The 19,795-nt window shown below is 31.0% G+C and carries 19 protein-coding genes; 6 read left to right on the plus strand and 13 right to left on the minus strand.

Features of this window, described 5'->3' with window-relative positions:
* Positions 1 to 34 precede the first annotated feature (34 nt).
* From DFR85_RS16875 to DFR85_RS16885, 3 genes are read left to right on the plus strand one after another with little or no spacing between them, the layout of a single operon-like run.
* Positions 35 to 373 carry a twin-arginine translocase TatA/TatE family subunit gene (locus DFR85_RS16875; RefSeq protein ID WP_110271732.1) on the plus strand — a complete coding sequence of 113 codons (339 nt, stop codon included), beginning with the start codon at positions 35 to 37 and terminating at the stop codon, positions 371 to 373.
* A complete protein-coding gene (gene tatC / locus DFR85_RS16880) occupies positions 357 to 1,217 on the plus strand; it encodes a twin-arginine translocase subunit TatC (protein WP_110269292.1) in 861 nt (286 codons plus the stop codon). Before DFR85_RS16875 ends, tatC begins: the two co-directional genes overlap by 17 nt.
* A 2-nt stretch (positions 1,218 to 1,219) precedes the next feature.
* Positions 1,220 to 1,498, plus strand: coding sequence for an ATP cone domain-containing protein (locus DFR85_RS16885; protein ID WP_110269293.1), 279 nt, complete (start codon positions 1,220 to 1,222; stop codon positions 1,496 to 1,498).
* A gap of 217 nt (positions 1,499 to 1,715) precedes the next feature.
* On the opposite strand, the gene DFR85_RS16890 is transcribed toward DFR85_RS16885, so the two are convergent.
* The 10 genes from DFR85_RS16890 to DFR85_RS16935 form a co-directional block, all read right to left on the minus strand.
* Positions 1,716 to 2,057, minus strand: a complete 342-nt coding sequence (locus DFR85_RS16890; protein ID WP_246252963.1) for a transcriptional regulator — start codon at positions 2,055 to 2,057, stop codon at positions 1,716 to 1,718.
* Positions 2,058 to 2,111: 54 nt separating this feature from the next.
* A complete protein-coding gene (locus DFR85_RS16895) occupies positions 2,112 to 2,552 on the minus strand; it encodes a GNAT family N-acetyltransferase (protein WP_110271734.1) in 441 nt (146 codons plus the stop codon).
* Between the two features lie 240 nt (positions 2,553 to 2,792).
* A complete protein-coding gene (gene pyk / locus DFR85_RS16900; RefSeq protein ID WP_110269294.1) occupies positions 2,793 to 4,127 on the minus strand; it encodes a pyruvate kinase in 1,335 nt (444 codons plus the stop codon).
* Entirely contained in the window at positions 4,127 to 4,633 is a 507-nt protein-coding gene (locus DFR85_RS16905; protein WP_110271735.1) for a DUF1955 domain-containing protein, read from the minus strand. The genes pyk and DFR85_RS16905 overlap by 1 nt, the downstream gene beginning before the upstream one ends.
* A gap of 59 nt (positions 4,634 to 4,692) precedes the next feature.
* Positions 4,693 to 5,775 (minus strand): FAD-dependent oxidoreductase, encoded by a 1,083-nt coding sequence (locus DFR85_RS16910; protein WP_110269295.1) that lies wholly within the window; start codon positions 5,773 to 5,775, stop codon positions 4,693 to 4,695.
* On the minus strand, positions 5,772 to 6,425 hold the full coding sequence (locus tag DFR85_RS16915; RefSeq protein ID WP_110269296.1) for a hypothetical protein: 654 nt from the start codon (positions 6,423 to 6,425) through the stop codon (positions 5,772 to 5,774). Before DFR85_RS16915 ends, DFR85_RS16910 begins: the two co-directional genes overlap by 4 nt.
* A gap of 2 nt (positions 6,426 to 6,427) precedes the next feature.
* Positions 6,428 to 6,634, minus strand: a complete 207-nt coding sequence (locus DFR85_RS16920) for a MoaD/ThiS family protein (protein ID WP_110269297.1) — start codon at positions 6,632 to 6,634, stop codon at positions 6,428 to 6,430.
* 23 nt (positions 6,635 to 6,657) lie between these two features.
* Entirely contained in the window at positions 6,658 to 7,485 is an 828-nt protein-coding gene (locus DFR85_RS16925) for a hypothetical protein (protein ID WP_110269298.1), read from the minus strand.
* Between the two features lie 3 nt (positions 7,486 to 7,488).
* Positions 7,489 to 9,186, minus strand: a complete 1,698-nt coding sequence (locus tag DFR85_RS16930) for a glycosyltransferase (protein ID WP_110269299.1) — start codon at positions 9,184 to 9,186, stop codon at positions 7,489 to 7,491.
* Positions 9,173 to 10,519, minus strand: coding sequence for a glycoside hydrolase family 57 protein (locus DFR85_RS16935; RefSeq protein ID WP_110269300.1), 1,347 nt, complete (start codon positions 10,517 to 10,519; stop codon positions 9,173 to 9,175). The genes DFR85_RS16930 and DFR85_RS16935 overlap by 14 nt, the downstream gene beginning before the upstream one ends.
* A gap of 34 nt (positions 10,520 to 10,553) precedes the next feature.
* Here DFR85_RS16935 and DFR85_RS16940 point away from each other — a divergent pair, with 34 nt between their 5' ends.
* The 3 genes from DFR85_RS16940 to DFR85_RS16950 all read left to right on the plus strand — a co-directional run bounded on the left by DFR85_RS16940 (position 10,554) and on the right by DFR85_RS16950 (position 15,664).
* The gene (locus tag DFR85_RS16940) at positions 10,554 to 11,798 is read left to right on the plus strand and encodes a sugar phosphate nucleotidyltransferase (protein WP_110269301.1); all 1,245 of its coding nucleotides are present in this window, start codon (positions 10,554 to 10,556) and stop codon (positions 11,796 to 11,798) included.
* A 174-nt stretch (positions 11,799 to 11,972) separates the two neighbouring features.
* Positions 11,973 to 13,832: a glycoside hydrolase family 15 protein gene (locus DFR85_RS16945; protein ID WP_110269302.1), complete on the plus strand. Its 1,860-nt coding sequence runs from the start codon at positions 11,973 to 11,975 to the stop codon at positions 13,830 to 13,832.
* Positions 13,829 to 15,664 (plus strand): amylo-alpha-1,6-glucosidase, encoded by a 1,836-nt coding sequence (locus DFR85_RS16950; RefSeq protein ID WP_110269303.1) that lies wholly within the window; start codon positions 13,829 to 13,831, stop codon positions 15,662 to 15,664. The genes DFR85_RS16945 and DFR85_RS16950 overlap by 4 nt, the downstream gene beginning before the upstream one ends.
* Here the strand turns inward: DFR85_RS16950 and DFR85_RS16955 are convergent.
* Genes DFR85_RS16955 through DFR85_RS16965 form a run of 3 tightly spaced genes read right to left on the minus strand, consistent with a single transcriptional unit; the run spans position 15,651 to position 19,722 of the window.
* Positions 15,651 to 17,090, minus strand: coding sequence for a 4-hydroxyphenylacetate 3-hydroxylase N-terminal domain-containing protein (locus tag DFR85_RS16955; protein ID WP_110271736.1), 1,440 nt, complete (start codon positions 17,088 to 17,090; stop codon positions 15,651 to 15,653). The two genes, DFR85_RS16950 and DFR85_RS16955, sit on opposite strands and share 14 nt — an antisense overlap.
* Positions 17,091 to 17,099: 9 nt before the next feature.
* Positions 17,100 to 18,524, minus strand: coding sequence for an acyl-CoA synthetase family protein (locus tag DFR85_RS16960; RefSeq protein WP_110269304.1), 1,425 nt, complete (start codon positions 18,522 to 18,524; stop codon positions 17,100 to 17,102).
* 31 nt (positions 18,525 to 18,555) lie between these two features.
* On the minus strand, positions 18,556 to 19,722 hold the full coding sequence (locus DFR85_RS16965) for a 3-hydroxyacyl-CoA dehydrogenase (RefSeq protein ID WP_110269305.1): 1,167 nt from the start codon (positions 19,720 to 19,722) through the stop codon (positions 18,556 to 18,558).
* Between the last annotated feature and the right edge of the window lie 73 nt (positions 19,723 to 19,795).

Below are 19,795 nucleotides of genomic sequence, written 5' to 3' on the forward strand. Positions count from 1 at the left end.
ATATTTAAAAGTTTTATTTAGGTGAGTGATAGTAATGCTTAGTAATATCTCTGACATGATAATTATTATTATAGTCGGTATACTGCTTCTAGGTGGAGAAAAAGACATTTCAGGAACTGTCAGAAATTTAGGTAGAACGTTTCAGGAATTTAAAAAGAGACAAGAGGAATTTAGGAATGAACTCACTAGAGAAATTAATAATGTTGGAGATATCCCTAGACAAGCCGGACAAAGTTTAGTTAATGATGTATCTTCCTCTTATAGTAGAAGATATAATTCATATAATCAGGAGAAGATTAATCAACTAGAAGAAGAAATAAGAAAAATGCAAGCAGAATTAGAGAGGTTAAAGAAAAATGGTGGCAAGAACTGAAGAAATAGCTGATCAAGAACGCCCTTTATTATCTCATTTGAGGGAATTAGCACTTAGACTTAGACGTGCATTTATAACTCTGGCTATAGTATTTGTAATTTTATTTGCGTTTGATTTTAGGTTTATCACGATTTATGGTTATTCTATACCTATAATATATCCTAATTTGTTTCATAGCATATCAACAAGACTTATAGTATTTTTTATACATGCAGAATTACCTCCACAATTACATTTATTGAATTTAAATCCCTTTGATACTATATATTCATCCGCATATATCTCTTTTTACTTCGCCTTTTTTGTTGCTTTACCTATAATTTTTAAAGAAATATGGGGATTTATTTCGCCAGGTTTGTATGAGAATGAGAGAAAATTATTTAGAAACATTATATTACCTGGTATTACGCTGTTTGTTGCCGGTTCGAGTTTTGCTTATTTCATTATTGTTCCATTTATGATGAAATTCGTGCTTATATTTACGCAATCTTTAGGTGTAGAACCTACGTTAAGTTTAAGAGCATTTATTAGTACGCTTATTACTTTAATGTTAGCAGTAGGTTTAGCATTTGAATTTCCATTAGTAATGACCATCTTATCTTATATAGGATTAGTAAAGGCTGAAACTTGGAAGAAGAACTGGAGATGGGGAGTACTAGGTTCTTTTATAATAGCATGGGCTATATCACCTGGTACTACTGGAGGAATTATTGAAACTACTATAGGATTAATTCTTTCTGCATTATTTTTTGTAGGTGTAGCGGCATCATCCTTTGCCCAAAAGAGACGTTCGGCTTCCTTAGAACTAAAACAAAGTTTAAATTCTATAAAGAGAAATAGTTAAGTATGAAGATAATAAAAAGAGATGGAAGTGAAGAAGATATAATTTATGAGAAAATCGTAGTAAGTGTACTGAAAACTGGAGCATCCATTGAGGTTGCAAGAAAAATAGCATTTATGGTAATAGGTAAATTATATATGGAAAATAAGGAAAAAATTTCGGCTAAAGAATTGACATCGTTAATATTATCCTTTTTAAGAAAAGAAAATGAAGAATGGTATAGAAATTGGATAATATTTGATAAAGTAGTTAAAAAGAGAGAAACTGAAAAAGAGATCTCATAGACTCTTCGAGAGTTGAGCATAATTTAGTGTTATCTTAAGTTAAAATAGAAAAAAATAAAGTTATGATAAACGTATGGTTTACCCTAGAGAATGATGATCTTCCAGACTTAGTGATAGATGAACTAAGGGTGCAAACACTGATTTTATAACAAATTAATAAAACGTTTTAACCTTTAAAACTTAAATAAATTCGCAAAACGTCTATTGGAAAACAAAGTTACCAATCAAAAGGACATGAACTTCCGTCTTTTAATATTTTCTTTCGTGCAATGCTGCATAACGTACAAAGATTTATAACGTCGGTGTCATTTATAATTTTCTCTACAGTAGAACTTACAGTATCCATAAACTCTACGTCAGACTGTAACTTATTTATAATCTCATTATTTCCTCTCTTACCTTTTATATAATAGTTTACTTCTGCAGTCGTTATTCCTAAAAATGAAGCTATTTGAGTCTGAGATGTGCCTTTCTTATAAAGTCCTATAACTATAATTGCTCTAATAGCAGGAATTATATCTCTACTTGCAATTTCACATGGTGCAATAACTTTCTTCAAGGCTGAAATTCCTTCTGTTTAACAGTATTAAAGCTTTTTTTAAAAAGTAATATGCTAATGTATATATTTTATACCAAATACTTCATCTTCATCAAATTTTAAAGAAAACCCTAATTTCTTTCCAATCTTTATCATTGGAATATTATCAGGAAGTGTATAAAATTTAATCTTATCTAACTTATGTTCCATTGCCTGATTTACAAGTTCCTCAACTAGCTTAGTTCCTATACCCATTTTTCTATAATTTGGAGACACTACTAATGAGAATTCCCCATCTTCATACAATGAGGCTTCTCCTACAATATTATTATCTATTTCTGCTATTAAAGTAACCAAAGCTTTTCTTGAAATTAAATTTTTTATTTCTTCTTCTGTTATTTTCTTAAAACTAAAAAATCTCATATAAAGATCATCAGGACTTAAGGAACTATACAAGTTATATATATGTTCAACATCATTTATAGAAGCTGTCCTTATTTGTAAGTTTAGGTTCACTGACATTTCATTTATACTTTCGTATTCATGTATATAATCTTGTGTCTTTACATATTATAGACAAACGTCTATAATATTTTTTAATCAGAAGAAATTTTTGATTGTAAACTACTAATTTTTAAGATATAAATATTATATATGATTAATAGTGCAAAGAATTAGAGAACGTAATAGTATAATAATTAGATATAAAATCTTATAGAGTTTTATATTTAAAATTAAAGATAAAGTAAAAATGTATCAAGCCCTATGTAGCTTTATGAAATTAGTTCTACCTTCTTCTAATTTAGGATCTCCTCCAGCTATAACTATACTCTCTCCTTCTTTAACGTAATCCTTTGAATATTCTTCCACCAATTGAGTTATCTCGTCTAAAGACCTTACTTCTCTAACATAAAACGGATAAACTCCCCAACATAATTTTAATTTTTTGACAATATTCTCATTTGGACATAAAGCTATTATAGGAACTTTTGGTCGAAGTCTAGAAATTCTTATTGCTGAAATACCACTTCTGCTATGTACGGCTATTATTTTTGACTTAGAAACCTCTGCTACATTTACAGCGGCAATAGCTATAGCATCATCAGAACTGCTCTTTGGGGGAGGTCTCACAGTTTTAACTCTCTTCTCTACTGCAGTTATTATATTATCAAGATACTTAACAGCTTCTATAGGAAAATTTCCTGCGGCGGTTTCATCGCTTAACATTATTGCATCCACGCCTTGAGAAATGGAGTTTGAAATGTCTATAACTTCAGCTCTAGTAGGCATTGGGCTATTTACCATAGATTCTAAAACTTGCGTAGCTAAAATGACAGGTTTTCCGTTTAATTTTGACAGCTTAATTATCTTCTTCTGTACAAATGGCAAATTTTCTAGACCTATCTCTACTCCTAAATCTCCTCTAGCTACCATAATTCCATCGCTTTCTCGTATTATATTATGAAGATCATTAACGGCACTCTTTTTTTCGATCTTTGATATTATCCAAACCTTGTCTTTAACCATGTTCTTTATTTTTATTACATCTTTATAGCTTATAACAAAAGATAGGCCTATAAAATCAGCACCCAATCTCAAAGCTTCATTTAGTAATTTTAGGTCATTATCCGTTATTCCAGAATCTAATTTTATATCTGGTATATTTATTCCCTTTCTTGATGTTAATATACCGCCTTCTATAACAGTAGCTTCTACTTTATCTGAATCTACTTTATCGATTTTTACCTTAATATTTCCATCAGCTAATAAAATATAAATACCTTCCTTTACGGCCTTATAAAAGAGAGGATCTTCTACCGGAATTCCTTCTTTTTCTGAAAAAACTATTTTATCTCCACTTTTTAAGTCTAGTTTACCATTTATATCTCCAATTCTTATTTTTGGTCCTGGTAAATCAACTAAAATTGATGCGTCTTTAGCATAATCTTTTATTAAATCAAAATATTTCTTATGACTATTTTCATCGCCATGAGCAAAATTCAATCTAAAAATATTAACATATTTTGATAGTTCTTTTACTTTATTTTCACTAGAAGGGCCTAAAGTTGCAACTATTTTTGTCTTTCTCATTATGAAAAACTAGTTGAAATCTGGTTAATATTCTCACAACCTTCCTTTTCTCCGTTTTCACATGCCTTTCTTAAAAGTTCATTAGCTTTTTTCTGATCTTTAAGTTTTGAATATGCTTGAGCTAATTTTAGTAATATCTTACCATTATTACCTACATCTGGTAATATTTTATCTAATTGATCTTTTCTTCCTTTAGATACTAACGTATCTATTGCTATATCTACAAATTCGCCATATTTACCTACACTAGCGTAACATTTTATGACTCTCTTAATGTTTCCACATGCTGTTATATCAAACATTTTGCCTATACTATCTAGCACTGAAACTACTGCATTACAATTTCCAGCGTCGATAATATTACATATAACCCAATTTGATTCCTTTATATTATTTGGCGTAACTGTTTTTTCAATTATATCTAACCCTTCTTTTATGTGACCATTGAAAATTAACTCTTTGGCATTAGTAAGAGTTTTAATTAATTGTCTATATTCTGCTCCCATTATAATCATTATACTCTCTCTAGCTTAAATATGTTATACCAAAAATAAGGGCCGTAAAATTAAATATTATCAATAAAACGCGACATGTAACCTAAAGATTTTATTTTATCAAGAGCTAAATCCGCGGCATATTTACCCATTGCAGGTGCATAACTCCATCCTAACCTACAAGCTCCAGTAGCTATAGTAACTTTTCCTTTTTTCCCTAATATTGGAAACCCGTCTGGAGAACACGGTCTAAATCCCATATCCATTTCATAAATGTAATTAATGTCTACAATTTTTGAAGCTTTCTTTAAAAATAGTTCTGCTCTACTGGAATCGAAAGAGAAATCTGCATCGAAACCACCCGTAATTTTAATATGATCAGATAAGGGAGATATTGCGACGCCATCATCTACTATTACTATAGCGTTTTTAAACTTAGAATTTCCATTAACTCTATAGCCATATCCTTTAAATGCAGTTAAAGGAATATTAATAAATTTAGTAGTCCATATTCCTGAAGCTAAGACAATGGAATCGAAATCGTTTAACTCGTCTAAAGACGCTATTTCCTTATTTATTACTTTTACTTTACTTATCTCGCTTGATATTCTTTTAATAAACTTCTCCGTAGAAATTCTAGATAATTCGGGGAAATAAATAGCTCCTGCAAATCCTTGTAACTCTTTTACTTCAAACCTAACAGAAAATGGGCTTTTCTTCTCCTCTTCTATTCCTTTTTCTAAACTTTTTTCATCATTATAGGCTTCATATAGACCATCATTAAAATAATCGAAATCGTTTTTTTCTTCGCTCATCTCTTTATATTGCGATAATGAAAACTCAGCCATTTCCTTCAGTGTATTCCAGGCTTCTTTTGGTGGATTTTTATTTAATTCTTTGATTAATTCGGTTAACCATAGTTTATTTGCAGATTTTATATATGTATCTCCTCTTATTGTATATTTTAACATTTTTACTATCATTTCAGTTGAATTTATTTTATCAAATCTGTATGGCTCTATTAGCCCTGCTGCATGAATTGAATAACTTCCTAGTTCGGCTTTTTCATATAAAGTTACATCAGTACCTTCTTTCTGAAGAAAATATGCTGTAAAAAGTCCTATTATTCCTCCTCCTACTATGGCTACTTTCAAACGTTTAAACCTCTGAGAATATTTTGAGCTATTTTCTTAATATTACTTTCCTTTGTTAAAAGTTCATTTAAATACTTTATATTATTTTTTATATCTTCTTTACTTAAAAAACCCATATTTAGGAGTAAAATGGATTTCTGCCAAGCTTTAATTCTAATACTAGGCTTTGGATTTTTCAGAAATTCAAGAAATCTATTTTTATCTTTTTCTAGAAAAAATCCTTCCTTAACCAGAATAGGGAAAAGATTCCATGCTTTTTTCCGTATTGTAGGATAATAACTTTTCAGAAGTTTCCAAAAATGGTCTCTCATCGCTATTACATCCCCTTTATCTAGAATACCCAAATTTATCATATCAGCCACGTGCAGCCATGCTGTGATTTTTAATTTATCTGAAGATAAACTAAGGCTTCTTTCAATACCGTCTACTGATAATATCTTATATATACTTAAATGACTCCACGCATCCTCTCTAACTCCTTGTAATTTATTCCATAACAAAGATCTTAAATAACCTCTATACCTATAAAGATAAGATGGCTCAAACTCGCTTATTTTTTCAATTTCCTTCCATGACTTTTCTCTTGTAGCTTTATTGATACTTCTCAAACCATAAAGTACTCGACTTAAATTTTTCTTTCTTGTTTCCATATTTAACCGCCCGAAGCTGTTAAGAAAATAGTAAAACTATCACCATCATGAATCTTTTCGTCCTCGATTATAGGTATTCCATCTTTCAAAACAACTACTCCTTGAACATTATATCCTAACAGTCTTAATAAGTCCTTTACAGAAGATTTATCATTTAATTCTACATTCTTCTCTGTATTTTCCCTCACTAATTTAACTTTTACTTTCACAAAGTATTTTGTTTAACACTTCTTTATTTTAATTTACCGCTTATTTCTTTAATCTTATTTATATCGCTTATAACTTCGTTTAGCGTATTTGTATTATCGGAATAAAATGATATGCCATCTCCAAAAGCACAAGGTTTTTCCTTAGGAAGACGTATTTTACCACATATTCTTGTGTTTCCTATGTTGGTAATGTTGATTTCAGTGAATGGCTTATAAATATATCCTTCACCGTCTTTTATCTCAAAATTTCCAATATATTTACCATTAATTATGTTAAAAAGTGTAATAAATGCCGCTAAATCAACAAATTCTGCCTCCTTCTGAATATCAAATTTTAAATTACCTATTTCTATCTTATCTGAGATCTTTGCATTAATTTCATGACAGTTTTCCAATTTATCTACTTTATAACTGAATAAATCCCAATTAATATTTTCTGATAGTAAACTAAATTCATCTATAGCGACTATTGTAAATCCTTTAAGACCTTTTTCATTTTTTAATTTTGTCATGCATTTTTCATATTCTTCTTGTGAAATTTTACCATTAAGAAGTTGTATGGTCTTTTCAGATAATATATCATCTATATAGTTTATTTTTAGAATTCTATACAATCCGTATCCATAACCTATATTATAAATTAATAAATATCCTTTATAGTAAATATTATAGAATCCATTCTTTAATGCTGAAAGTAAAATATTTACAGCATTCTTGTCTAAATCCTTACATAACCTTACATTTATTCCCTGTTTTTTTATCAAAATATCAGTTTTTCTTATTAAAATAGCATTTTCATTATCAATATAGAATGTAAAGTCGTTTATAATACCGTTCTTACAAATAAACATATCTTACATAAATGCTAAACCTCTATATTTAGCCATTAGTATAGATTTCTCATAACAATTCAATGCCTCTTTAGCTACAACATTCCACCTGAAGTTAGCATCAACCCTATTTATGCAATTTTGCCTAACTTTAGACCAGAATTTAACATCGCTTACTTTAACTAGATCTGCCTTATTTAAGTAATTTGAGTCTCCGTATTCTTCAGCTAGTGATAAATAAATTGCATTTTTAAGTAATTTGGCTAATGAGTCTATGCTATTTGGCTCTGAAAGAAATCCAGTTCCTTCTGGACTCCATCTTACATCTATTATGCTCTCTGATAGACCTCCTAAAGAAGATGCTACAACTGGAGTTCCTACAGCCATTGACTCTATGGCATTTATGCCAAAAGGTTCCCATCTAGAGGGGACAGCAAATACTGAAGAAGCATAATGCCATAGTTTATATATATTAAAATCTAATTTTCCTATAATTAATCTTACATTGTCTTTTATTTCAGCTGATCTATCAATTACGTCTTGAAGCAAACCATAGTCACCTGCTGGTATACCTAAGACTACTAATTTAGCATTCCATATTTCATTTACTACTTGTCTAAAAGCTCTCAGAAGTAAATCTATTCCTTTTTGGTATACTATTCTACCAGTGAAAATTACTAATGGACCGTCTTGCAATGCTTCATATGTCCAATCATCCCTTATTCCTATTCTCCATCTATTATTCCACAACATATTTCCTGAGCTATAATCATCAGGAATTACTTTCATATTAGGCAAAGACGAAAATAACCTTGATCTTATTTCCTTTCTATTAGTTGTTCCAAGATTTTTTCTTGCGTAATCTTCAATCTCTTGTATTGTCCAATCTGTACCATTATATGTAACGCAGCTTTTATTTTCCATCATATTACCAACGAATTGAAAAACATCGTAAGTAAGATAATTTTTACTAACACTAGCTATTGAATCTGCCTCATAGCAACCAAATTTCTCAATCTTTCCATCACACATATCCCATAAGGTTCTAGTTTTGTAAAGCACGTGCCGTGAAACCATCCATATATAATGATCATAATTTTCTAATCCTGCCCAATCTTCGGAGGCAAAGTGCCAAGGAGCTCCTACTTTATTAAGCAAGTGTATAGTATACATTAAAGGAACTATTATTCTCCTTTCCTCAAATGCAAATTTTGCTTTTACTCCGGCTAAAACAGAATGCCAATCGTTGACATGAATTATTGATGGAATATCATTGAACTGAATACTTGAAACATAACTCTCTAAAGCTCTAGCTAATAGAGCAGATTTTTCCATAGTATAATCATAAATTTCCCAACTGTCCATGATCTTTCCTGAAGTGTAATCTAGACCTTTAACTAATACTATTTTAATACCATCTAATTCTCCTTTTTCAAATCCTAATTTGTAAGGATAAGAATTTCCATCACTACCTTTTCTGTTTCCTATAGCCGCTATTGGCATTTCCGTAAGTCTAAGTTTATTTCTGTAATAATCATTCAAATGTCTTCCATGGCTAGGCATAATTACAGTTACATTAATTCCGTTATTGACTAAGGCTTTACTTAAATTATATACTGCATTTCCTAAACCGCCCATTGAGGCTATATTTAAAAGTTCGAACGTTATCATCCATACTTTGTCTACTTTGTCTGGTATCCAAAAAGACTCAATTCTTTTCATTTTTTAACCACTCTTTAAGATGCTTTTCGTTTTCTTTAAGGCTATTATCTCGCTTAATTATATCATTAAATTCTTTTATATTCCAAGCAACATCAACTCTTTTACCGTTTTTAGTAAAAAAGAAAGGTTCATTATTAATCTTAAGTTCCTTTAATTCATCATTTAAAAATGAATTTATGGCATAAAATTCATTAAGAAACGCATCAACAGGTGACGAATATGAACTAAAATATGAATGCACTTCTCCTGGTCCTCCTCCACCTGTAAAAAGATAATAATAATTATCACTTGTAGTAAAGTATTTCCAAGCTTTTAGAAACTCATTTCCAAGCTCTCTAGATGGCATTTCAGACCTTTTTACAGCTTCATCATAAGCCCATTGCATTAAATTGCCTAGCCAAGAAGTTTCGTCCTTATTCACGTCTGCCCAAGACGACGTAGTATCTATGTCGGTTTCATAATATGCTTCATTTATTAATTCGCTTGGTAAGACCATTTTGACGCCTCTTTTATTCAATTCCCTAGGTAGCCATCTAAGAAAATCAAGTATTCCAGATTCTGGCCAATGATGCTCCCCAAAAGTTTCGTAATCTACAAATATCAATATTGATTGCCCTGGAGAATCTTTTATCCAATTAGAAAATTTATCTGCAGTCAATGGATACTGGTTCCAGTCTCTTTTAGAAAACCTAAACGCTATATCATCACTCAATTTGTAATTTCTAAAAAATAATGATATTTTGCTATCTTTTAATTTATAAACATAGTTTGGACTTTTTCCTTTTAAATTTGATTCCTTCCCTTCCAATATATAACCTTTAAAACCAAGTTTTTCTGCTTCCTGGATAAGATCCTTTCTGGTTAGGAGTTCGGTATTCTCAAAAATCTTAGGATCTTGACCAAAATATTCCTTTATTAGTTCTTTATGTGACTTTATTTGATCTATCCATTCATATTTATCTTCCCACAAAGAGGTTACAGAATGATAATATGTTTGTGAAAGGAACTCTACTTTTTTAGTTGACGCTAATATTCTAAAAATATCTAAAACATCTTTTCCCCATTTCTCAGCTTGTTCTATAAAGGTCCCAGATAATGAAAAAAAGAATTTAACATCTCTTCCTTCATTCTCTGCGTTTTCTATTTCTTCTAGAATTATATTGGTTGCAGGCAAATAACACTTCTTTTTAACTCTTTCAAAAATTTCTTTGTTTAATTGCATATCAAAGTACTTTTCAAATACGCTTCCAGTATATCTTGGGTTCCAAAATGCGTCTTTTCTTACTCTAAAAGGTTGGTGTACTTCAAAGCCTACTATTATTCTCTCTACCATAAATTCTTATATGATTATACATAAATAAAATTGTATGAAATGGGATCCAGCTGACATAAAAGTTATAATACCTATAGGTGGAGAAGCCACAAGATTAAGACCATTGACTATAGAGACCTCTAAGGCAACAGTAAGGCTTTTAAATAGACCGATGATTGAATTCTCTATTTTAGAATTAGCTAAACAAGGAGTTAAAGAATTCATTTTTGGTGTAAGAGGATATATAAACTATAAATCACTTTTTGATACGTTTAAAGAAGGAATAGGTTTCTCTGCTAGATATAGGATAAAACCTAGAGTACATTTTAAATATCAACCAAGAGTAGATAGTTTAGGGAACGCTGATTCAGTAAAAATAAACATGGAATATTATAGAATAGAGGATATAACATTAGTAATCCAAGGCGACAATATTTTTAGAATAAATCTAAAGAACCTTATTGATTATCATTTAAATAAGAACTCTATAATGACTATTGTACTTAAGAAGTGGAATAACGTAGAAGACTTTGGCGTAGCAGATCTTGATAATGATATGCGTATAAAAAGATTCGTAGAAAAACCAAAAAAGGAGGAGGCTCCCTCAAATTTAATAAATACAGGAATATATGTGCTCTCTCCAAAAATAATGGAAATTTTCAATAACGAAGACGTGCAAAAAATGAGAGAAGAAGGTAAAATGGATTTCGGAAAGGACATAATACCTTACTTAATTGAAAATGGTTACCCTGTATATGGATATGAGATGAACGATGTATGGTTTGACGTTGGAACACCTGATAGATATTTGGACGCGATGGAGACTCTTTTGGCTACATTATCTGACCAAGAAATTGGTGGAAAGAGAATTGACGAAAATAAGAGAATATTTGTGCAAGGTTCTAGTTCAGACTCTATACGAAGAAGAAATATTATAATTAGTAAATATAAAAGAGGAAGGTTGGAAATAGAAGGAAATGCGTTAATAGGGAGACATTGCCAAATTGGAAGTAATATTTTCATACAAAATTCAACCGTAGATAATTTTTCCATTATAGAAAATGATGTTAAAATTATAAAAAGTTCAATAATGGATAGAACATATATAGGAAAAAACGTTAGAATAGAAAATTCAATAATAGGAAGACATTCCGAAATTAAAGACGGAACTAAAATAATAGATAGTGTAATAGGCGACGATGTAACTATAGGAGAAGAAAGTGAAATAGTTAGATCACGAATTTATCCTCATAGAGCAATAAACTCTGGTAGCAAAATACATGATACTATACTTACATGACTGTCTACATTAACGTAAGCATGAAGCCTATAGCAAAGATAAGAATATTATTTTATAGTTGTATTTCAATAGAATAAGGATTTTTTGTTGAAAGTATAAAAAGTTTATCAAGAGAATAATCTTCTCAAGAATAATGTTATATTCACTATATGCACTAACATAAATATAGAAAAAATGAGATACGCTAGTTTAGGAAATGGAAAGCTATTAATTAATCTTGACGAAAATGGAAGAATAGTCGATATTTACTATCCATATATAGGTTTAGAAAATCAAATTTCTGGCATTCCTATTAGGAAGGCCTTATGGGATGGTGAAAATTTAAAATTTGATTTAGATTGGAAAACAGAGGTAAGCTACTTAGATAACAATAATGTTGTAGAAATAAAAAGTGATCTGGAAAAGCCAAAAATTTCTATAACATCTTATGATTTTGTTGATATTGATCAACCTATATATTATTCAATTATAAAAATTCTTAATCATGACAATATAAAAAGAAATATTAAATTATTTTATTATCACGATTTCAATATATATTCAAATCCCTTTGGAGATACGGCATTATTTGATCCATACACTTTTTCTGTAATACATTACAAATCTAAACGATATTTCGCTACTAAGCTTCTTTCAACTTCAAATATAGATATGGACTTCACAACGTCCAAAGATGATATAACAAGAGACATGGAAGATGGAAAGCTAAGTAAGAACCCTATAGCTCACGGTAATGTACAATCTGCCATAGGTATAGATATTGAGATTGAACCACTGTCCTTTGGGAAAGTATATTATGTAATAGCAGCAGAAAAGACATTGGAAGGAATAAGAAATTTAATCAATAGAATTTCTCCAGCAGAAATAGAATCTAAATTTGTTTCTAATTATATGTTTTGGAAAAGTTGGTTAAGCAAAGGAAACAAGTTAAGCAATGAACTATCTAGACTTTACAATATAAGTCTTTTAATAATAAAAAATCATATGGATATTAATGGCTCTTTTATAGCATCTTCAGACTATTCTTTTGTAAATTTATATGGAGATTCTTATCAATATTGCTGGCCTAGAGACTGTGCATACGCTGCTTATGCATTAGACGTAGCAGGTTATGGAGAATTAGTAGTAAAACATTTCAATTTCATAAAAGATATAATTAACGACGAAGGTTTCTTATATCACAAATATAATCCAAATAAGACATTAGCAAGTTCTTGGCACCCTTGGTATTATGAAGGAAAACGAATTTACCCTATTCAAGAAGACGAAACTGCACTTGAGGTATGGAGCATAGGAAGTCACTATGAAAAATATAAAGATTTAGATGAGTTAATAGCAATTTATAAAAGAGTAGTCAAGCCATCTATGTATTTCATGATGAGATTTGTAGAAGATGGATTGCCTAAACCTTCGTTTGATCTTTGGGAAGAAAGATATGGCATACATTTATTTACTGTAGCTACAGTTTATGGAGGTTTAATCAAAGGATCTTTACTAGCTAGAGATATGGGAGATGAAACATTAGGTAATGACGCAGAGGATGTAGCAAAAGTTATGATAGAAGAAACAAAAAAGAAAATGGTATATAATGGTAGATTTATAAGAAGAATAGATGAATATGGCAATATTGACTATACAGTAGATGCTAGTATGTATGCACCATATTTCTTTGGAATGTTTAACATTAATGATCCTTTAGTTGTTAATACCATGAAAATGATTGAAAATAAACTCATTGTAAATGGGGGCGTAATAAGATACGAAAATGATTATTACCAAAGAAGGAAAAATCTTCCAAACCCTTGGATAATAACCACATTATGGTTAACAGAGTATTATGCAGATGCTGGGAATACTAGCAAAGCTAAAAGTTTAATTGAATGGGTTAACTTAAGAGCAACCAAATCTGGTTTATTACCAGAACAAGTAGATCCAGAAAATTTCACATCTACGTCAGTAATACCTCTAGTTTGGTCTCATGCTGAGTATATAATTGCTTTAAATAAATACCTTGCAAAAAGTAATATACAATGATTGATCCAGAGGAATGCGAGCAACGTGAATGGCTGATACCAACAGGAACTGGAGGATATTCTTCTTCTACTATCTGTGGTATAAATTCCAGAACATATCATGGATATTTGATAGTCCCGCAAGATCCTCCGCATAAAAGATACATGATATTATCAAAATTTGAAGATTTTCTTATTTACAATGGGAAAGAATATCCATTATCTACAAATAGATATAATTATAATGTTTATTATCCTAATGGATATAGATATTTAAATAAAGCAATTCTTGGTGAAAATTTCATAAGCTGGAATTATAATTTCGGTGATTTAAATACTACTAAAACGCTTATAGTAAATAAAGGATCAGATTCCATTTCAATATCTTATTCTTCTGAGAATGGAATGTTTAGGATTTGCCCACTTATAACATTCAGAAGCCACCATGTTGCGCTAAAAACTAGACCAGGATTTTTTGATTTCAGTATAAATAATAATATAATAGAAATTAAATTAAATGAAAAACCTATACTTTATTTTAGAATAAACGGAGACTTCTCACTAGAGAACACTCAGTACTGGTATTATAACTTTTTCTATAATTTAGACTATGAAAGAGGGTCAAATTATTTAGAAGATCTTTATAATCCATTCTGCATTGTAAGTAAATCTAACGAAATTGAAATAGACGCGTATGTTTTATATCCAAAAAAATGCAGTATTATGCACCTAAATAAAGATATAGTAAGGCTCTTATCAGCATCTAGTAGAGATTTTGTAGTAAAAGGAAAAGATTGGGCAATAATAGCTGGATACCATTGGTTTGATGAATGGGGTAGAGATACCTTTGTCTCTATGGAAGGATTACTTTTGCTCAACGGAGAATATGAAATAGCAAAGAGTATAATAAAAAGATACTTAGACTTTGAGGAAAAAGGACTTTTACCTAATGGATTTCTTCATAATGGTGAACCAATATACAAGGGAGTTGATGTATCATTATGGGCCATAAACTCAATATACTCATTTTATCAATATACTAAAGATAAATCATTTATAATGAAAATTTTTCCAAAAATTTTGGATATAATAGATTGGTATTGGAAAGGAAATGGGATAATAAATAATACTAATGGAATGTTATTCCATATAGGCTCGCCACGAACCTGGATGGATGCTCAATTTGATGGCACAGTAGTTACTCCAAGAGAAGGCGCTGCAGTAGAAGTTAATGCATTATGGTATAACGCTTTAATGATTACGAGTATACTATCTAAGGAGTTGGGTTTAGATTATACAGAATTTATTGAAAAAGCTAGAGTAGTTAAATCAGCTTTCAAGGAAAACTTTGTAGGGCAAAATGGACTATATGATTATATAGATCTTAACATGAAACCTAATGAAGAAATAAGACCTAATCAGATTTTTGCTATATCTTTGCCTTTTCCCATTATAGATAATGAAGAAATAGCTAACAAAATTCTTTTGACAGTAGAAAATGAATTATTACGACCATATGGATTAAGTACATTATCTAGAAAAGACCCCTCATATATACCATACTATAGAGGAGATAGAATTAGTAGGGATAAGGCATATCATAATGGACCTATATGGCCTTGGCTTATAGGAGCATATACTGATGCTAAAATTAGACTAGAAAAAAATATAATAAAGGTTAAGAATTTATTAAATGAGATCAAGCCTTTATTGGATATTGCAGGAAAAAATAATGGCTATATTCAAGAATTGTTTGAAGATATTCCTCCATACAAAAGCGGAGGATGTATCGCACAAGCATGGAGTGTTGCAGAAGTTTATCGTTCTTTAAACAAGATCATTACTTTTTCCTAACATCGGCTATTTTTGAAACTAAATCTTCTGCTCTATCAAAGTTATATTCACGTAACATAGCAATTTTACTGGCAGCTACTGAACCTTCTGCGTGAATCATCCATCCAAGCATATAACCGGCGAAGGGTCCACCAACTAATTCTCTTACAAATCTTAGGAGCTTAAATCTTTCTTCGCCAGTAAACTGGGGATTGCCCCTTAAATATTTCTCTATGTACACTTTTTCTTGAGGATTATTAATATCTGCAGTAGATGGAAGAGTAGATACTATACCTCCTGCTATATCAATAACGTCCTTAAGTATTTCAGGAAAATACGCATTAGAATACAATTTGCCTATGTTGGTATAAAGAGAATTAGGTACTGCTATACCACTATTTGAATCTATATTAGGTTCTAAGGCAGAAATCCTTGCTGCCATGTACATGATTTCTCTATACATTATAGAATCAATAATTTCATCTTTTACATGAGGCGCACTCTCTATATTATTATATCTAGCAGATAATTTTGCAGCACCCAAATATAGATCTGCCTCCACGGTTCTATATGATATTGCAGTAAATCTATGAAATAAGGCAAAAAGATTAGCTAATTCCCCTGCATATTTCCAATCCTTAAACATAAATACTCTTTCCCAAGGTACGAAAACATCGTCTAGTATGGTCATTGTTTCGGCTTCTGCGTGCTTAGATGCTAAAGGAGCATCTTCTTTAGATGGCAAACCTTCTATTTCTATCATAGGTCTTACTATCATTTTAAGTCCCTTAGTATTAGAAGGTATAGCGAAAGCTATTGCATGATCCTTATCTCCTTCTATCATTGCCCTATATGGTAAAAATATTATCTCGTTAGAAGCTATACTTTGAGTAGTATGAACTTTAGCACCTCTAACTACTATTCCATCATCTCTAACATCTACGACTCTTACATAGAGATCTGGATCTGACTGTTCAGAAGGCCTTTTTTGCCTATCACCCTTTACGTCAGTTTGTGCAGTAGCTACGGCAAGATCTTTAGTTGCAAGGTATTCATAATATTTTATTACATTAGAATAAAATTTCTGATCATTTAATTTTTTAGTTACTATCATCAAAGCATATAATGCGTCCGTACCTATAGCTTGAATTATATTAAATAGCCCACTGCTAAGTCTTGTTGTTTCTTGAATTAATCTAGACCTATACCATAAATCGTCAGAATTTTTAGGTATCTTATAAAAACCACTTATTTCACCTAATTTGGAATCATTAAAAGTAAGGAATTTTCTTAGTTCCTTATCTTCTCTAAAATCAAAAAAGGATTTAGCATGAGATATTGGTACTGAAAGTATTGGATGTGTTGTTACATCATCTACTTTAGTACCTCTATAATAGATACTTCTACCATCTCTTAAACTCTTAATGTATTCACTACTATTTCTTATCATAAAGATTCATTTATTTTTCTTCCTCTGATCTATAAAAACTTGCAATTTATATCCAGTCCATATTGTCTTACCAGGCTCTACCCATTCGATATCTATATCATCTGAATTTAAGCCTATTCTATTAGCTAAGAGTTCTCTTGCTTTTTTATCATACAGCGCGTCAACATTACCTTTAACAGTTTCTATTCTAATTTTTAATTTATCCATGTCATTATCATAGACGAAAACATTAAACATACCAGTAGTATCAGGAATTTCATCTACAGCATCCTCAATATATATAGGAAGTAAGAGCTTACCTTTCACCTTAAACATCCATTCTACTCTACCCGGTATCGGTTCGGAAAACCTCATATGAGTTATTCCATATGTTGGATCAGGATCTGTGAGAAACTCGTTTTTAACGTAGTCCCCCAAACTGTAACGTATTAAAGGCATAGTAAAGTGATTAAGCAAAGTAGCTATTAATTCACCTCTTTCGCCTTCATTACTTGGCTCATCAGTTTTAGGATCAACAATGTCAAATATCTCCATATCCTCCCAGACTACCAACTGCCCATCTAAACCAGGAACTTCTATTGCCATGTGTCCATCAGTAGTTCCCCATACACTTATTGCAAGCTTTGCATTAGGATGAACCTGGAAAAGTTTTTCCTTGGTATTTTTTGCTGCTGCTCCGCCATGAAGTAAAAGTACTTTAAAAGGAGTTTCCCATCCTTCTTTCTTAGCTTCTTCCCCAATAAGTCTATGCAACCATGGAGTAGTAGCTAGTACATCAACTTTCCACAGTCTGAAAATCAAATTATGCCTATTTTTCCAACTAAAGTAAGTTTCACCTCCGCCGGCTATTGCAGTGGCACCACATCTCCACATAGCTGTTTCTACTAAAGGAGGACCCCAACTGTAAAATCCACTCATATTCAAATAATTTGCGTAAACTACCGTAGGCTTTACACCAGCAAAACTCCACAGATATCTTGCCTGGGCCTCTTCAAAATAGTCCAATTCTAATGCGCCCCATCCTTGGAAAGTAGGCATTCCCGTTGAACCAGACGTTGCGCCTACAAATCTTATTCTCCTAGCTAGTTCTGGAACCATTATAGATCCAAAAGGAGGATTAGCAGAAAGATCGTTTCTTAGATCGTCTTTTCTTAAAATTGGAATTTTAGTTACGTCTCTCCAGTCTTTAATAACTTCAGGATCAAAGCCTCTAGACTTCCAGAATTTTCTATAAAATTCAGAATTTTCCCATGCCCATTTAACTATACGCTTTAATCTAAAGGATTTTAATTTATCTAAATCTTCCCTTTTCATTGTCATTATTTTCCTATTCCATAATCTTTCACTAGGATTAATATTACCTGAATTAATGTACCCTTCTTCCTTTAATTCCCTGTGAATCGACTCATAATAGCTTAAAGATGAAGACATAAAATATTGTTGCTTATACTGTTTAAAAACTTTAAGAATATTCGTAGAACCCTTTTCCAGACTTTCTTCCAATATATCCGTTATTGACCATATTTTTTAGTAAAGCGTTAGGCATATACGCACTGTATCCTTTAGAATATATATCTTCTAATTCGTATAAAATACTATCTAATCCTAAATTATCTGCAATTTCAAGTAATCCTTGTGGGAAATTAAATCCATACTTCATTACTGTATCAATTTCATTAGCATTAACTATTTTATTCTCTATAAGCCAAGATGCTTCATTTACAGCTAGTGAGATAAGTCTAGATCCCTTTACGTCAGACTCTTTAGGAAGTTCTGGTTTAGAGTATTTACCTGCAGGATAATTATAAAATCCCTTCCCAGACTTTACGCCAAGTTCCTTCAATTTTACTTTCTCACTAAATAGAGAACATTTAACATCAGTAGCCCCCCTACTTACAATAACGTTCCACAAATCTAATGAAACATCTAATCCAACGTAGTCAGCTAATTCAAAAATTCCCATTGGTAATCTAAGTTTATATCTTGCAGCACTATCTATGCCTTCTATAGTAGCTTCTTTTGCTTCAACTTCTCTACAAGCCTCTTGTAATAGTCTAAAATATATTCTATTAGAAACAAAACCTGGAACTTCTACCTTTAGTCTAACTGGAATTTTATTCATTTTTTTAGATAATTCTATTATTTCATTTATAGTATCACTAGAAGTATATTTACTTGGAATTATTTCAACAAGCTTCATTATAGGCGGTGGATTAAAGAAATGCATTCCAATGACCTTTTCTTTTCTACTAGTTATTTCCGCAATGTCTGATATAGGAATTGAGCTAGTATTAGTAGCAAGAATAGCGTGCTGGGGGGCTACTCTATCAAGTTCACTAAAGACTTTTCTTTTTAAATCTATTATTTCAGGAACTGCCTCAATTGCAATATCTATATCCTTCGCAACGTCATATGTAACAGCCATCTCAATCTTACTCATTATTGATTCAGGAGAATCTTTTATAGTACCTTTTTCGTAAAGTTTTTTAAGAGATTCAAGCATTTTTTCTTTAGCTCTATTAAGAATTTCCCAAGAGATATCTACTAATTTAACATCAAATCCTGATATAGCAGCAACTTCTGCTATTCCATGTCCCATTGTACCGGAACCTACGACCAAAATTTTCATATTAAAACACCAGACGTGTTTAATAGAGATTAAACTTGATTAAATAATTTATACTTCATTATTAATATAAGAG

Origin of the sequence: Acidianus brierleyi, from assembly GCF_003201835.2 — an archaeon.
GTDB lineage: Archaea > Thermoproteota > Thermoprotei_A > Sulfolobales > Sulfolobaceae > Aramenus > Aramenus brierleyi.